The sequence below is a fragment of the Prolixibacter sp. SD074 genome (assembly GCF_009617895.1).
GTDB lineage: Bacteria > Bacteroidota > Bacteroidia > Bacteroidales > Prolixibacteraceae > Prolixibacter.
Window position 1 is genome coordinate 3125095 of record NZ_BLAW01000001.1, and the last position, 16802, is coordinate 3141896.

Sequence of the window (16802 nt, forward strand, 5' to 3'; positions counted from 1 at the left end):
GCCTTAAAACGTAAAACGGGCCCGAATTTTAAATTAAATAATGAAGAGGATTATGAAAAAATTACAACTATGGGTATTCATGTCGCTAATTATTGGTGCGTCAGCTCTGAATTCCTGCTCAAACAATGACAACCCTGCCGTTCCTGATGGACCGGCAATAACAGCTCCTACTACTGCTGAAGTACAGATTGGAGAATCGGTTGATGTAACTTTCTCTGTTGCTGTTCCCGGAGGTTACGGATCTTCTCAGGTTGACGCGACCGGTGGTACGGCAACCGTAAAAAGCGAGCCAACCGCTGCTGCAACCAGTGGCGATGTGCTTGTAACTTTTACTGCTGACAATGATGCCGGTTCCGGTTCAGTAAGTCTGACTATTACCGATGCCAACCAGAAATCAGGCAATGCTACCCTTACCGTAAGTAAAACCACCATGCCCACGAAAGACATTTACGCTAGTGCTGATGGGACAGGAACAGTAACCTGGAGCGCGGACACAGTATATGTATTGCGTGGTTTCATCTTCGTTAACGATGGCCAGACCCTGACCATTGAGCCTGGTACAGTTATTAAAGGACAGCCCGGCCAGGGTGCAGGTGCTTCTGCCCTGATCATTGCCCGCGGTGCCAAAATCATGGCTGAAGGTACGGCCGAAGCCCCTATCATCATGACAGGCCTGGCTGATGACCTCAAAGGTTCAGTACCGGACGATGCCAACCAAACCTGGGGTGGATTGATTATCCTCGGTAGAGCAACTACCAACAACGTAGCTGAAGGTGGCGAAAAATCAATCGAAGGTATTCCCGAAACTGAATCACGCGGATTGTACGGTGGTACAGATGACGCTGACAATTCAGGTGTACTGAAATATGTATCGGTTCGTCACGGAGGTAGTGTGATTGGCGCCGACAACGAAATCAATGGTATTTCACTGGGTGCTATCGGTTCAGGAACAACTCTCGACCACATCGAGGTATTCTCCAACTTCGACGATGGAATTGAGTTCTTCGGTGGTAACCCGAACCTGACTAACGTTGTACTTTCGTACACCGGTGATGATGGCCTGGACGAAGACGAAGGTTTCCACGGAACGGTTCAGTATGCACTGGTATGGAAAAAAGCTTCAACCAACGAAAGTAGCGACCCACGCGGTGCAGAGCTTGACGGCGGTGTAGGTGCCAACGAAGCTGCAAAACCGTTTGCTATTCCGAAAATGTCCAACATTACGCTCTTCAACGAAGGTACCAATGACAACCTGACTGCCAGCAATAAGCAGACTTTCTACATGCGCGACGGTTGGGGTGGTAGCTTCTACAATTCCATTTTCTACGGATTCGATGGCCCGATTGACATGGAAAGAAGAACCGACAAAATCAACGCTGACGATAACAAATCAGCAAGTAGCTACGACATGTGGGTATCGGTTGCCAATGGTGGTTATGGCTATTTGAAAATTGAAAATAACCTGATTTACACCAACAATTCATTCTCAAACGATTCTACTGGTTTTGCCAATGTATTCCAGCTCAGCGACGAAACTGACGCAGCAAAAGAATACGAAGTAGAGCAATACCTGATGGCTCACAACAAAATTGGTGACCCGGGCTTTGGAACCGGTGCTGACAAATTTACTCCCAGCTCCGCTGATGTAACCAGCAACCTGGCTGATGTTTCATCTTTCGGCCTTACCACTCCTGCTTACAAAGGAGCAGTTGACCCAACGGGCACTCCGTTTTTTGCCAACTGGTCGTACACATGGGAAGTTATTAACAAGTAAAACCCAGCGGTTATAGATAAAAGGGCCAATTCATTTTGGCCCTTTTTTTAAAATAACATATGACAAAACCTTTACATAAAAACACCTTAATAATAAACCAACATAGCTAGTCCAATCCTTACACAATCTCAGAATTTAACAGATTTATTATGAATTTTAAGCATGCTGTATTCAGTCTAATGTTGGTAATTGGTAGTGTTTTTACTGCCTTTGCTCAAACAGGTTCCATCCGGTTGACAGTGGTTGACGATAAAACCGGTGAAACATTGATTGGAGCAACGGTCATGATGGAAGGGACCTCCAAAGGGACCATTACTGATTTTGATGGAGTTGCCACACTCAACGATATTAATTCAGGCGCCTACAACATCAGGGTGTCTTACATATCATACCAAACGATCGTCATTAGCGATGTGAAAGTGGAAGCCGGGAAAAGCGAAAAATTCACCGTTCATCTAAAGCCGGCCGATCTCGAAATTAATGAGGTAGTCATTACGGCCAAAGCCGCCAAGAATAGTGAAAATGCCTTACTTACCCTGCAACGAAAATCGCCGAAACTATTCGATGCAATTACTGCTGACCAGTTTTCGCGCATGGGCGTAAGCGATGCAGCCGGGGCATTAAAAAAGGTAACCGGTGTTACCATTGAATCAGGAAAATATGTGTTTGTCAGAGGTTTGGGAGACCGCTACAGTAAATCAGTACTGAACGGAGCGGATGTTCCCAGTTTGGATCCGAATAAAAACTCGGTCCAGCTTGACCTGTTTCCCACCAACCTGATTGACAATATTATCGTATATAAAACATTCACACCCGATCTGCCCGGCGATTTTACCGGCGGATTGGTTGATATCAACACCAAGGATTTTCCGACATCCTTTAATCTTACTTTTTCGCTGGGGCTTGAATACAATCCGCAAGCCAACTTTAACAGCGACTTTTTGGCTCCGAAGGGAAGTCCGACTGATTTCCTTGGTTATGACAATGGTTTCCGGGATTTGCCCAAAGAAATCAGTCAATACAGCGCCAGCGATTTTCCCGATCCGTATATAAATAAAACGGAAATCACAAATGTTTCCAGAGCATTCAGGAACAAGCAGTTCAATCCGGGAAAGGCTTCGCAGTTTATGAATCATAGTTTCAGCTTCTCAGTAGGCGATCAGGTAAAACTGTTCAATAAACCGTTAGGATACATTTTCGGCCTTTCGTATAACCGGAAATATTCCAATTATACCGATGGAATTCAGAATGCCTATGAAGGTATTAGCCAAGGGCAAACGACACTGAACAGAGATATCCATACATCCAGCGTAGAGCAGAAATCGGAAGATGAAATACTGTTGGGAGCGATGTTCAATACTTCTTACAAGTTCAACAATAACAACAAAATTGGGTTGAGCCTGTTGACCAACCAAAGCGGAACCAGCGAAGCGCGCTACCAGGAAGGCTACCTGCTGGACGCCAACCCGGACTCAACGACCCGCCTGCAAAACCGCACGATCACATATACCCAAAGAGCTTTCCGGAATGGACAGTTGAGAGGTGAACATGTATTTCCTCATCTGCACAACCTGAATGTGAAATGGAGCAATTCATTTACGACCTCTTCCATAAAGCAACCCGATACGCGAATGATCAGGAACCAATACACCATCAACCCGCAGGGAGATACGCTGTATTACATGGGTAACCTCGACCGCCCTTCGCGCTTCTACCGTGACCTGAAAGAGATTAACAATAGCTCGAAACTTGATTTTACCCTTCCGGTGAAATTATTCGGCAGACGCGAGTCGAAAGTAAAGTTCGGTGGATTGTACACTTATAAAAACCGTACGTTCAGGGAGAATATTTACCAGTACAACATTCAGGCAAATAAAAACTTCGATGGCAACATCAACGTCTTCTTCCAGGATCAAAATCTCGGTTATGTGGATGGTGTGCTGAAAAACTATCTGATGATAATTAACATTGATGGAAACAACTTCGATGCCTATCAGCGATTGTTGTCAACCTATGCCATGATTGAAAGCCCAATTGCCAAAAAACTGAATCTTACGGCCGGTGTTCGAATGGAAAAAACCGATATGAACCTGCGCGCCTTCAATGATTCGACCGGGACAATTAACACCAATGATTTGCTTCCGTCGCTGGCTTTGACCTATAACGTCAGCGACAAAACCAATATTCGTATTTCGGCCAACCGAACGCTCGCACGCCCATCGTTCAGGGAATTTGCACCTTTGGCCACCTACGATTTTTTCGGCGGTTACATCCAGAACGGGAATCCGGATTTGAAACGGACGCTGGTGAACAACTTCGACCTGCGTTGGGAAAAATTCCCGAGCCCGGGAGAATATCTTTCGGCCAGCCTTTTTTACAAAAGATTCTTCAATCCGATTGAAAATGCACAGCTGCCACGGGCCGGCGGTTCCACCAGCCAATTCCAGTTTAAAAATGTGGATAAGTCCAGTTTGTATGGAGCCGAAGTAGAAGTTCGGAAGAACCTTGGTTCCCTCGCCGAAGCGCTAAAAAACTTCCGTGTCTCGGCTAATTTCACCTACGTCTATTCGTACGTGAATGTCACACCTGCTGAACTGCTGGCCATTCGCAGTTGGGATCCGGGCGCAAGCGATACAAGGCCGATGTACAACCAGGCACCTTACACATTCAACGGAAGTTTATCATACGACAATCCTGAAAAAGGATGGGAATCGACACTGAGTTTTAACGTAAGTGGGAAACGATTGATTGTATACCAGATAGACCTCCCTTCGATTTATCTGCAGCCTATGCCCGACATGAACTTCACGTTGAAAAAAGATCTGTCGAAGCGCTGTTCGCTGATGTTTAAAGCCAAAAACATCCTGGATAATACCTACAAGGAGCAAATCACCCTTGGCGATAACATTTACTACACCACCAAATACCAGCAAGGTCGTACATACGCCCTTACATTCAACTACCGGTTAAGTAAACAGTAAAACATGATTCAGATGAGGAAATTCGCTCAAATTTTCATTTTTGTCGGATTAACGGCAGTGGTATTTGGCTGCGGCAACAATAGGCCCGGAAACAGCCTCATTTTCGACGCGACGAAAATAAAAGGGAATCCGGATACGACGGAAGTCAAAAAGCTTTTGCATGCTCAACCTGATACGAGTTATTACCGTTGGTATTTCGGTCAGCGCAGGTTCATCCAACTCTACAATTCGATGGACTCTGCCGAGTTCCGTTTCAAGCATAACAAACTGATTGAAATCATCGTGAATAGCCCTTCGGTAGATTATACACCGCAGACCATTACTAAATTTGGTTTACCCTTTCAGCAGCCAACCAACAGCGACAGTAGCGCTTATTTCATGTGGAAGAACATTTACCCCGAGTATGAAGTAGTGAACTTCTATTTGGTTGGAAGCAAGAAGAAGGGAACCAAACAAAATTTCAAAATATACTTCAAACTGAAGGACTAAAGTCTTACTGTTTACGCCTTCAATTTATTTATACAGCATGCGGAATTGTAAAATTCTACCGAATTGATGGCGCTTAAACAGGATGAGTGAACCAGTATCTTCAACCAGGCCTGGTTCATTCTTAAAACCCGAAAACGCCGGCTTTTAAAAGAGAGCGGGCGTTTTTTGCATTAGTAAGAAACGTTCAAAATCATGCTTATAAGCAAGCCAATATGGACAAACACATATTCTGAATTTAATAAGATTTTAACTTTTTTGTAACCACCCTGTAACTATTTGGCCATATTTTTCCAGATGAATAAACACAAGCAAAAAATGAAAAAATTTGTTTTATCCGTTTTATTGATTGGAAGCACAGTTCTCGCAATGGCTGCCAACAAAGAGAGTAAGCCGGAAAATACTTCGACTAATACTACTGCACCAACCCAATTGTCTGGTGAAGTAATTGACAAGAACACAAATGAAACACTGGTCGGCGTAAAAGTAACCATCGACGGGACCGATAAAGTTGCCTACACCGATTTTGACGGGAAATACCGTTTCGACAATTTGAAGCCTGGCAAATACAAGCTAACAGCTTCTTATATTTCTTACGAAAATTCGACAGTCGAAAATATCCTACTCACTCCAAAAGCCAATGAAGTTGATTTTAGTCTGAAGAATTCGAACTAAAATTTGTTTCAAACAAGCTAACCCGTTCTGTTCCCGGAACGGGTTTTTTATGACTCCACTGAAAGAATTCACGCCCGAAACACCGTTTTAACCATCCCTACCCGTCAACATATCAAAGTAATTATAGCGCACAAAAAATTAATTTTATTACCATTATGTTTTGCATGGTAATTCCATTGCGGCATAATCCCACCAATACAATCTCTTTACTTTACCCTTCGTTTTCACTTTGAAATAAATATTTAACATTAATTTTCTGTTAACCAGAAATCAATTCAGTTAACTTTTACTTAACTTTAGCATAATAAAACATATAAGAAGATAAGGAGGCTGTTATGAAGAAGTTAATTGGATTAATCGCGATATTACTTTTCCTTTTACCCAATACATTCGCACAGGATATCCGTAAAATTGATGGGATGTACTACGCTGGCTCGGAACCGTATTCCGGCGAATATATCCAGTACTACGATAATGGAAATCCGAAAATGAGAATGAACCTGAAAGAAGGTTTAAAGGATGGAAAAGCAAAACTCTATTTCGAAGATGGTAAACTGAAAGGAATTTGTTCGTATAAGGACAACGAAATGGATGGTACCTGGATAACCTATAACCAGCAGGGGGTTAAAGTTGCTGTTGCCAACTACAAAAAAGGGAAGAAAGATGGTGAATGGAAAATCTGGGACGACCAGGGAAGTCTTATTTATGAAATGAACTATGTGAATGGAGAGAAATCAGGTACATGGAAAAAATATGGCCCGGAAGAAAAATTGCTGGGCGAACGTACCTTTTAATGATTCTCTGGATCGAAAATTCGGGTTAACAGATTACATCTTATGGAATGAAACGAACATGAACTTTTTTAATCAAAAGTTCGCCAAAGGCAATGATTAAAAAAAGTTCATGTAAGAGCGAAGCGGTTCCATACGTTCTCAAATTTAGAATTAAATTATGGACCAATTATAAATATTAAACGCATGAAAAAGCCGGTTTAAACACCGGCTTTTTCTATATCATTTATTCAACATTTTCAGTTGGGGCAACAGAAGGATTACCTGCAGTTTCATGCCGATCAAAAAAACGACGGTAAAAAAACAAAATCATAAAAATACCGATGGTAATCGAGGAATCGGCTAAGTTGAAAACCGGACGGAAAAAGATGAATTGTTGTCCGCCCCAAAACGGAAACCACATCGGATAATGTCCTTCAAGAATCGGGAAATACAACATATCGACTACCCTTCCATGCAAAAAGGTCGAGTAACCTCCATCGGGAGGGAAAAGTGTGGCCACCTGTCCATAGCTATCGTTGAAAATCATCCCGTAAAATGCGCTGTCCAGGATGTTGCCAATCGCCCCCGCCATAATAAGTGAAACACTGACAGTCAAACCGAAAGGTACATCTCGCTTCCAAAGTTTAGTGAGGTACCAGGCAATACCGCCCACTGCAGCAATACGGAAAACACTCAGGAAAATCTTACCATAATTTCCGGCAAACTCAAACCCAAAGGCCATTCCGTTATTCTCTACAAAATGAATGACAAACCATTTCCCGAAAATGGAAAACTCCTGTCCAAGTATCATATGCGTCTTCACCCAAAACTTCAACGACTGATCGGCCAATAAAATCAGGAATACGATCAACAACGAGCTGGTTTTCTTACCCATTATCATAGTTTTTCAACTAACCATTATAAAAAATCCGGAGCGTAGAATTCCACTCCGGACAAAATAAGTCATTTATTTCTTACAACTTTCATCCAATTCCCTCTGTACGATCAATTACCGTTGCTTGTTTTTTGCATCGATACTGAGCGTAGCGTGAGGAACGGCACGCAGTCGTTCTTTCGAAATTAGTTTTCCTGTTTCGCGGCAAATACCGTAGGTTTTGTTTTCGATACGAATTAATGCCGCTTCCAGGTGCTGAATAAATTTTTGCTGCCGTTGAGCCAGTTTTCCGGCTTCTTCTTTCGAAAGCGTGGCAGCTCCTTCTTCCAGCACTTTAAATGTAGGCGAAGTGTCTTGTGTGTCGTTCCCGTCGCCGTGGGTTATGGCATTACGGTACAACTCGTAATCTTTCCTCGCTTTCTCAAGTTTCTTCAGAATGATGTCCCGAAATTCGGACAACTCTTCATCTGAATATCTCTTTTTTTCAGCCATAATGTAAAAGTATTAAGGTGAATACAGGCTTAAAATAAGCTGACTAATATAACTTTTTTCAGCTTATATTACCATGGCTGATAGCAGGGGAAATTATTTTCCCACCTTCTCAACCATAATATAGGTTTCGACTCCTTTATCAATCCCAACCAGCCGGGCTTTTTCATCCTCGATGGCCTCCACCAGTTCGAGGTTCGCAGCCAAGGTCTGGTTACTGATGTAATCACTAAAATTATTGACCGCTTCATTAATCTCTTCGTGACGGGCAATCTGAAGGTTAATCTTGTCGGTTACCTCAAAACCGCTTTCCTTACGGAGACTCTGAATACGGTTGATGAACTCGCGGGCAATTCCTTCCTGCCGCAATTCGGGCGACACTTCGATATCCAAAGCTACAGTCAGCCCACCTTCGCTGGCAACCAACCATCCCGGGATATCTTCCGAAAGAATTTCCACATCTTCAAGTCCGAGATGAACGTTTTCGTCACCAACAACGAGTTCATAAGCGCTATCCTTTTCGAAGCGGGCGATATCGTCCTGCGACAGCTGGTTGATAGCGCCGGCAATCTGTTTCATAATTTTGCCGTACTTCGGACCCAACGTCTTGAAATTCGGTTTTATTTTTTTCTTGACAACACCAGCCGTATCATCAATATATTCTACTTCCTTAACATTGACTTCCGTCAAAATAATATCCCGGACGGCCTCAAATTGCTCACGGAAATGCGCGTTCAGCACCGGAATCATGATTTTTGCCAGCGGCTGACGCACTTTCAGTTTTTCCTTCCGGCGAAGGCCGAGGATCATGGACGAAACCTTTTGTGCAATATCCATCCGCTCTTCCAGCGACTTGTCGATAAGCGAACTGTCTGCCTTCGGAAACTCGGTCAGGTGAATCGAGATATCTTCATCACGTCCGGTTACCGCATTTAAATCACGGAACAGCTGTTCCATGTAAAATGGTGCGATAGGAGCGGCCATTTTGGCAACCGTTTCCAAACAAGTATAAAGCGTCTGGTAAGCCGAAATCTTATCGGTACCATAATCGCCACCCCAGAAACGTTTTCGCCCCAGTCGCACGTACCAGTTCGATAAATTCTCGGTAACAAATTCCGAAACAGCGCGTCCGGCACGGGTTGGCTCATAGCTTTCCAATGCATCACTTACTTCCAGTACCAAACTGTTCAGCAACGACAGTATCCAACGATCAATTTCCGGGCGGTCGGTTGCAGCCATGTCCGGCTCGCTGTAGGTAAAGCCATCTACATTCGCGTAAAGCGAGAAGAAACTATAGGTATTGTACAGCGTTCCGAAGAACTTACGACGTACCTCTTCCACTCCCGAAATATCAAATTTCAGGTTGTCCCAGGGTTGCGAGTTGGTCAACATATACCAACGCAATGGGTCGGAACCGTATTTTTCTATCGCTTCAAACGGATCGACTGCATTGCCGAGCCGCTTCGACATCTTGTTTCCTTTGGCATCGAGAACGAGGCCGTTGGAAATAATATTCCTGAATGCAACCGACTTCTTCGTCATCGTTGCAATGGCATGCAATGTAAAGAACCATCCGCGCGTCTGATCAACACCCTCTGCAATGAAATCGGCTGGGAACACCTGTTCAAAAATCTCTTTGTTTTCAAACGGGTAATGCATTTGTGCAAACGGCATGGCGCCCGAATCGAACCAAACGTCAATCAGATCGGGCTCGCGGAACATTTTTTCACCTTTTGCAGAAACCAGCACGATGTTGTCCACATACGGACGGTGCAAATCGATTTTGTCGTAATTCTCTTTCGAGTTATCGCCCGGAACAAATCCTTCGTAAGGATTTTTATCCATGAATCCGGCAGCAACGGACTTTTCGATTTCTCCGTAAAGTTCTTCGACAGAACCGATACACTTCTCATCAGCTCCATCTTCCGAACGCCAGATAGGCAGCGGTGTTCCCCAGTAGCGGGAACGCGAAAGGTTCCAGTCAACCAGGTTTTCCAACCAGTTTCCAAAACGGCCGGTTCCGGTCGATTTGGGTTTCCAGTTGATGGTATTGTTCAGCGCAATCAAATCATCGCGGACCGCAGTGGTACGGATGAACCAGGAATCAAGCGGGTAGTAGAGGACCGGCTTATCGGTACGCCAACAATGCGGATAGCTATGCTCGTGCTTTTCCACACGGAAAACTTTATTTTCCTTCTTCAGCATGACTGAAATATCCACATCCAATGTCGCATCATCGTCATCCAGGCTCTCGTCGTAGGCATTCTTCACATAGCGGCCTGCGTATTCAGCATATAAATCAGTAGAAACGAATTCGTCAACAAAAGAGCTATCCAGGTCTTCCGTTCGGAAGAAACGGCCTTTTTTGTCGACCATCGGTTGACGACGCCCTTCTTTGTCAATCAGGATCAACGGTGCAATACCCGATTTCCTGGCAACACGGTCGTCATCGGCACCAAATGTAGGAGCGATGTGCACAATTCCGGTACCATCAGCCGTGGTAACAAAATCACCGGTGATAACGCGGAAGGCATCCCCCATTGGCTTTACCCACGGAATTAACTGCTCGTAATTGGTTCCTTCCAAATCAGCGCCGGTAAATTCGGCTGTAATTTCGAAAGGTATCTTTTTGTCGCCGGGCTGATAATCTTCCAGCGCAAGTTCTTCGTTTTTCTCAGGGAAATAGCTTCTCACCAAATCCTTGGCCAGTATAACCGTTACCGGAATTCCGGTATACGGATTAAACGTTTTCACCCGGACATACCGGATTTTCTCTCCAACAGCCAGAGCCGTATTGGATGGCAAAGTCCATGGTGTGGTGGTCCAGGCCAGGAAGAACAAATCCGTATCGGCACCAGCAAAAAATTTTTCCGACTGTTCATCGCGAACAACTTTAAACTGAGCCACACAAGTCGTATCCTTCACATCGCGGTAGCAACCGGGCTGGTTCAACTCGTGTGAACTCAATCCGGTTCCGGCAGCAGGTGAGTATGGCTGGATCGTGTAGCCCTTGTACAACAAACCTTTGTCGTACAATTGGCGCAACAACCACCAGAGCGTTTCAATGTAACGGTTATCGTACGTGATGTATGGATCGTCCATGTTCACCCAGTAACCCATTTTGCGGGTCAAATCTTCCCACACGTCGGTGTATTTCATCACCTCCTTGCGGCAGGCAGCGTTATACTCCTCAACCGAAATACTTTTGCCAATGTCCTCTTTGGTAATGCCCAGCATTTTTTCCACGCCCAGCTCAACCGGAAGTCCATGGGTGTCCCATCCGGCTTTCCGTTTTACCAGGTAACCCTGTTGTGTTTTGTAGCGGCAAAATACATCTTTGATAGCCCGGGCCATAACATGGTGAATTCCCGGTTGACCGTTAGCCGAAGGCGGACCTTCGTAGAACACGAACGTCGGACGTCCTTCGCGGGCCGACATGGATTTATGGAATGTATCGTCCTGCTCCCAATAGGTCAGGATATCCTTGTTTATTTGCGATAGATCAAGCTCCTTATATTCCCTGAATTTTCTCGTCATAATGATTGAAAACCTCCGGTTTTTAAAAGTCTACAAATATAGGAAAATTTTCACTGGAGTGACTTTTACACAATGGGTACATTATGATAAAATTCATCAGGAGCGGCCGGAACCAGGTAACCGATCGAGTTCGGCAATAATAACCGGCTCGTAAGTTTTGGAAACCTGGATAACTACATTTTCAGGTCCCGACAAATGAAGCTCCAGCCCCTTCTTTCCTTTTTGCATCATTTTCACCTGCCCGATATTTACCATGTAGGAACGGTGACAACGCAAAATATGGTGAGCTTTCATCTCCTTTTCGAGCTTTTTCAGGCTGTTTCGTAGCAGGTATTGTTTAATTTCATTCCGGACACGGTAGTGAACCAGCACGTAATTTTCGCTGGCTTCGAGAAAAAGCACATCACTTCTTTTCAGGCTTAGGCGCATCACCGCATTTTCATCCCGAAAGGAAATAAAATCAATCACCGGTTTCCGAAAGTAATCGAAGGTGAGATTTTCAAGCTTAATTTTCTTTTCCTGAAAAGCAAAATAGAGCCAACTAATCAGATAGGGAATTAAGAGAATAAGTGCCGTATTTTGAATGGCAATAAACCAAAGTTCAACGTAACTGCGCGAATCGTCGAGCGCATAATCCTCGATGAATGCAAAAAAAGCGGCCATGATAATGATTTCACCGGCCACCATTAAACTGTACTGTAAAATGGAAACCGGCCGCACTTTATTGATCTGGTACATGATGGCCCGGCTAACGATCACCACCACCATTCCCAATAAAACCAACAACCCGGAGTAAAGCAAAAACTGCCACCTGGTAATGGCATACCAGTGAGATGCTCCAAATGGCTCATAAATATTAATGAAAGCGTATGCAAAGACCGTTGTAAAAACTATCTGAACATAGATATTTCGCTTACTGATAAAATATTCAGGTATGTTTCCGGATCTTTCCATAAATGGAAGGTAATACTAATTTATTACGCTGATAAACGTAAACATATTTTCAACCGACATATTCGAATCAGGCAGCATTCCATTCGAATTTTCATTCAAAACTACACTTCCGCGACAAATCCGCAAAATTTGAAAATGGCGGCCGCTTCAGATAAGAATAAGTACAACCAATCTGCTCCGATTTTTATCCCTAAATACGAAATTTCATCCCCAAAATGAAGATTCCATACCAAATCGGAAGCATTCGTGGCAAAGGGGCAAAATCATTAGGCCGAAGCCTGAATATCGACCTACCTTGCCATTGAAAATACAAATTATCAATCCCAATAAAAATTCCATGGGTAGGGAGTATACCGAAATGCAACAGATGATTGCAGCAAAATTTGTAGCAGATGCGCCGAAAATTCAATTAGAAGGTAGCCGGATAAGCATTCGGAATTTTCAATTTCACTCGGAATTCAGGAAAAAACGTAGCTGGAAGGATATATTACCGGCTTCACAGTCCAATCATGATGAGTTACTGGCGCACAGTTATCCGGGAAATGACCAGTTTTGGTATCCTGTTTTCCTTCCCGAAGAAAAAAGAATACAGAACAAAGCCATTTTGTTGCTGCATGGGTTGAATGAACGGACCTGGGACAAGTATTTTTCATGGGCAAATTATTTGGCCGAACATACCGGGAAAGCTGTCATTCTGTTTCCCATCGCATTTCACATGAACCGCTCCCCGAAAAAGTGGACGAATCCAAGAGAAATGAGTTCCGTAGTGAAAGAACGTAAAACCACAACCGCCGGGCAGAAAGAGATTTCGTTCGCCAATGCAGCCTTAAGTACGCGGCTGGACGAGTGTCCTGAGCAATTCTTTCTATCCGGAGCACAAAGTTATCAGGATGTCGTCAGTTTGCTGAAACAAATAACGAAGGGAAAACATGAACTCTTTCCGGAAGGAACAAAAGTTGATTTCTTTGCCTATTCCATCGGGGCATTCTTGTCGGAAATCCTTTTTCTCTCCAACCCGAAAGGCTTGCTGAAGGATGCGCGGTTATTTATGTTTTGCGGTGGCCCGACTTTCGACCAGATGAACGGAGCGTCGAAATACATCATGGACAACCAGGCATTTCTCTCCTTGCGTCAGATGTTTTTCTACAAACGAAACCGGGAAATACGTGCCATCTTGAAAATGTACGGTATTCTTCGCTTTCGCGAGATGTGGAAATCATTTGTGACCATGTTGCGAATTGAAAAAAAGCAACGAAAAAGGGAGCATTTCTTCAAAAAATACAACCACCAGATTTATTCAATCGCCCTGGAAAAAGATAAAGTTATGCCACCCGATGCCATCGATCGGACACTACACGGAAGAAAGGGCAACGTACCGGTTCCCATGGAGGTACTTGATTTTCCATTCCCGTATAGTCACGAAAATCCTTTCCCGGTAAGTAACAACGATATAGCGAAGGATGTAGATGAGCGTTTCCGGCAGGTATTCAGTAAAGCGGCTGCTTTTCTGAGCTAGAAAATTAAAGATTGGTTTTGATTCAGAGCACTTCGTCGACGGCGTTCTTTAAAAATTCACGGGAATAATAATCGCGATCGACTACTTTACCGTTCCACACAACTACATCAAGGTCGATGGTTCTGGATCCGAAGCGGGGCTGTGAGCGGTCCCGTTTCAACCGATCTTCAATATTTTTCAGGTAAGTCGATAATTCTTCCTGGTTCATCGAAGTGGAAATCTTAACCGCTCCGTTAATAAACGAGGGCTGCTTTTTAACTCCAATGGGCTCGGTTTGTACCATGGCTGAAACAGACAGAAGTGTTTGTTCCTCTTCCAAAATGCGAAGCGCTTCCCGGATATTCTCTTCTGGTTGAATATTGGAACCGACGCCAATCACACAGGTGTTTTTATCACTCATCTCTGTTCCTCCATTACAACAGAAACCGATTCGGCAAATCGCAACGCGTGGGGTTTGTCCACTTCCACCCTGGCGCGCATTACCCGTTTGTCGTTCATAATGAGTGTGAGAATTTCGTGCGTTAGCCGTTCCAGCAAATTAAACTCGCTCTCCTGTACCAGGCTTATCACTTGCTTGGTAATCGCTTTATAATCGTAAATACCTTCTGATTCATCGGTTTCTATTGCTTTCCGGGTATTGACTTCTATCTCGATATTAATCAGCACGTCCTGACGATTTTTGCGCTCGTCGGGATTAAATCCGATAATGGTTCGTATCAGCAAATCTTTAATGCGTATCAGGGCCATAAAATGGAGCATATAAGTTAGCAACTTAAGAAATAGCACTTCGATAAACAAAAACAAAATGATTAGTGAAAAGTTAAAGCAATTGCTCGCCACTGTCACAAAACAAAACCTGCCCGGTCAGGTTCTCATTCTCCAGAATATAGGAAAGGCTCTGCAAAACCGGCTTCAAACCGGCTGCCTTTTTCATCGGAGTTGACCCGGCCAACATCTCCAGGTAAGTTTCATCCTTTCCTTCCGGGGGAAGAACAGCACCGGGGGCAATGGCATTAACCCGGAATGCCGGGGCCAATTCCAAAGCGCTCATCCGGGTGAGTTCCCAAAGCACTTTCTTTGACAAACTGTAAGCGGCATGCGAGAAGGAGTTCTTCTTCATTCTGGTGTCGACAAGATTAACGATAACGCCATTGTCAGCGTGAATGGCAAATTCGCGGGTAAGAATGAAAGGAGCGACAAAATTGACCTGCAGATTTCGCTGCAATAACATGGAAGAAGTATCTTTTATCGTTCCCGTCTGAAAAACGGAAGCATTGTTCACCAGCAAATCGAGCCGGGCAAAAACACTAATTACGTTGGAAATCAAACTTTCGACATCCGGAACATGATTCAAATCGGCCTGAAACAAACGATAGGTCCCGTGACGATTGATGTGTTTCAACTCATTCTTTAATTCAGCCCCGTCCGTTTCCGAATGATGAAAATGAAGCGCCAAATCCCATCCTGACTGTGCCAGATGCAAAGCAACAGCCCGTCCGATACGTTTGGCACTTCCGGTAATTAAAGCCACTTTTCGCATACCTTGTGGTTTTTATTTTCATTAAAGGTACGACGAAACAGAATCATATAAAAAGGTTAAAAAAACCTTCACCGCTATTACCGGTATAACCATGAGTCAGACAATTCGTATTTCTCCGGATGTTCATCTGTTACTTCTGCTTCAACGATAACATTGAATTTATCGGGTATCATTTTCATTTTTCGTAAAATAGAAATGACATCCATTGCGGTGCAACCTGCTAATGCCAATAGCATGAGTTTCTTGGGCCGCGGTCCCTTATCCGCGCCACCGTTTTCTTCCAAAGCATCAATCGAAAGGCGGTGTCCGTCTAAAACCGTGTCGAAAAACATGTTTTCATGCCACGCTAAATCCACCATATGTTTCATGATATCAGGCTTTAAGTATTAATCAAGCATTTTTAGTTATTCGAACCGTAAATTGTATATTTACGAAATCTAAAAACTATTCAATTCAATCGCATTTTCAGAATGAAAAATTATAATGAACCCATAGAAGAGGAGGCCGATCTTTCCAAGTTTCGTTTCTTTCAGGCATTAACGACGGACGAAATGGAAAGGTTGAATTATGAAAAGACCTGTTCATTTTACAAGAAGGGAAGCGTAATCTATCGGGAAGGTAACCGGTTGACCGGATTTTACTGCATCACCCGTGGGATTCTGAAAATTTATAAAACCGGCATCGATGGCAAAGAGCAGATCATCCGTTTTGTAAAGAAGGGAGACATCATTGCATATCGTTCGTTACTGAGCCAGGAATCGGCATGTACGACTGCCAAAGTAATCGAAGACGCCGTTTTATGCCACATTCCATACAAGACCTTGCTGTATCTGATTGACGAAAACTCGAAGTTTTCACTTGCCATGTTGCGTATTGTTTGCGCAGAGCTGAAAGATGCCAACGATTTCATCACGGATATCGCTCAGAAAACGGTTCGCGAGCGGCTTGCCGAAGTTTTGTTGTTACTGAAGGACAACTTCGACCTGGACGACAATAAAACACTCCAAATTTCGCTTACGCGGGAAGAACTGGCCAATATGGTTGGTACCGCTACAGAATCGGTTATTCGGCTTCTTTCTGAGTTTAAACACGACCAATTGATCGAGCTTCACGGAAGAAAAATACGAATTGTGGATTTACCCGGATTGACAAGGGTAGCCAACTTATAAAATGAAACGACAG

General features: G+C 43.9%; 15 protein-coding genes. 7 read left to right on the plus strand and 8 right to left on the minus strand.

All coding sequences use genetic code 11. The features are described from left to right. The first annotated feature begins 52 nt into the window (after nucleotides 1–52). The 5 genes from GJU82_RS13390 to GJU82_RS13410 all read left to right on the plus strand — a co-directional run bounded on the left by GJU82_RS13390 (nucleotide 53) and on the right by GJU82_RS13410 (nucleotide 6710). Nucleotides 53–1774 (plus strand): hypothetical protein, encoded by a 1722-nt coding sequence (locus GJU82_RS13390; protein WP_153632608.1) that lies wholly within the window; start codon nucleotides 53–55, stop codon nucleotides 1772–1774. Nucleotides 1775–1923: 149 nt separating this feature from the next. Continuing rightward, nucleotides 1924–4755 (plus strand): TonB-dependent receptor, encoded by a 2832-nt coding sequence (locus GJU82_RS13395; protein ID WP_153632609.1) that lies wholly within the window; start codon nucleotides 1924–1926, stop codon nucleotides 4753–4755. 12 nt (nucleotides 4756–4767) lie between these two features. Next, complete coding sequence (locus GJU82_RS13400) at nucleotides 4768–5244, plus strand: hypothetical protein (protein ID WP_153632610.1); 477 nt, start codon at nucleotides 4768–4770, stop codon at nucleotides 5242–5244. A 315-nt stretch (nucleotides 5245–5559) separates the two neighbouring features. Continuing rightward, nucleotides 5560–5916 carry a carboxypeptidase-like regulatory domain-containing protein gene (locus GJU82_RS13405; protein WP_194831058.1) on the plus strand — a complete coding sequence of 119 codons (357 nt, stop codon included), beginning with the start codon at nucleotides 5560–5562 and terminating at the stop codon, nucleotides 5914–5916. Between the two features lie 335 nt (nucleotides 5917–6251). Next, on the plus strand, nucleotides 6252–6710 hold the full coding sequence (locus tag GJU82_RS13410; protein WP_153632612.1) for a toxin-antitoxin system YwqK family antitoxin: 459 nt from the start codon (nucleotides 6252–6254) through the stop codon (nucleotides 6708–6710). 223 nt (nucleotides 6711–6933) lie between these two features. Here GJU82_RS13410 and GJU82_RS13415 read toward each other — a convergent pair whose 3' ends face one another. The 4 genes from GJU82_RS13415 to GJU82_RS13430 form a co-directional block, all read right to left on the minus strand. Further along, entirely contained in the window at nucleotides 6934–7584 is a 651-nt protein-coding gene (locus tag GJU82_RS13415) for a lipoprotein signal peptidase (RefSeq protein WP_153632613.1), read from the minus strand. 114 nt (nucleotides 7585–7698) lie between these two features. Continuing rightward, complete coding sequence (locus GJU82_RS13420) at nucleotides 7699–8076, minus strand: TraR/DksA C4-type zinc finger protein (RefSeq protein ID WP_153632614.1); 378 nt, start codon at nucleotides 8074–8076, stop codon at nucleotides 7699–7701. A gap of 93 nt (nucleotides 8077–8169) precedes the next feature. After that, nucleotides 8170–11610 (minus strand): isoleucine--tRNA ligase, encoded by a 3441-nt coding sequence (gene ileS, locus GJU82_RS13425; protein ID WP_153632615.1) that lies wholly within the window; start codon nucleotides 11608–11610, stop codon nucleotides 8170–8172. A 96-nt stretch (nucleotides 11611–11706) separates the two neighbouring features. After that, nucleotides 11707–12564 carry a LytTR family DNA-binding domain-containing protein gene (locus GJU82_RS13430; protein ID WP_153632616.1) on the minus strand — a complete coding sequence of 286 codons (858 nt, stop codon included), beginning with the start codon at nucleotides 12562–12564 and terminating at the stop codon, nucleotides 11707–11709. A gap of 337 nt (nucleotides 12565–12901) precedes the next feature. Here GJU82_RS13430 and GJU82_RS13435 point away from each other — a divergent pair, with 337 nt between their 5' ends. Continuing rightward, nucleotides 12902–14080 (plus strand): DUF6051 family protein, encoded by a 1179-nt coding sequence (locus tag GJU82_RS13435; RefSeq protein ID WP_153632617.1) that lies wholly within the window; start codon nucleotides 12902–12904, stop codon nucleotides 14078–14080. A gap of 22 nt (nucleotides 14081–14102) precedes the next feature. Here GJU82_RS13435 and folK read toward each other — a convergent pair whose 3' ends face one another. From folK to GJU82_RS13455, 4 genes are all read right to left on the minus strand, one after another. Further along, entirely contained in the window at nucleotides 14103–14480 is a 378-nt protein-coding gene (folK, locus tag GJU82_RS13440) for a 2-amino-4-hydroxy-6-hydroxymethyldihydropteridine diphosphokinase (protein ID WP_153632618.1), read from the minus strand. Beyond that, entirely contained in the window at nucleotides 14477–14827 is a 351-nt protein-coding gene (locus GJU82_RS13445; protein WP_153632619.1) for a dihydroneopterin aldolase, read from the minus strand. The genes folK and GJU82_RS13445 overlap by 4 nt, the downstream gene beginning before the upstream one ends. Nucleotides 14828–14900: 73 nt before the next feature. Further along, complete coding sequence (locus tag GJU82_RS13450; RefSeq protein ID WP_153632620.1) at nucleotides 14901–15620, minus strand: SDR family NAD(P)-dependent oxidoreductase; 720 nt, start codon at nucleotides 15618–15620, stop codon at nucleotides 14901–14903. Nucleotides 15621–15697: 77 nt separating this feature from the next. Continuing rightward, nucleotides 15698–15988: an OsmC family protein gene (locus GJU82_RS13455; protein WP_153632621.1), complete on the minus strand. Its 291-nt coding sequence runs from the start codon at nucleotides 15986–15988 to the stop codon at nucleotides 15698–15700. 102 nt (nucleotides 15989–16090) lie between these two features. Between GJU82_RS13455 and GJU82_RS13460 the strand changes: the two genes are divergently transcribed. Next, entirely contained in the window at nucleotides 16091–16789 is a 699-nt protein-coding gene (locus tag GJU82_RS13460; RefSeq protein WP_153632622.1) for a Crp/Fnr family transcriptional regulator, read from the plus strand. The last annotated feature ends 13 nt before the right edge of the window (nucleotides 16790–16802 follow it).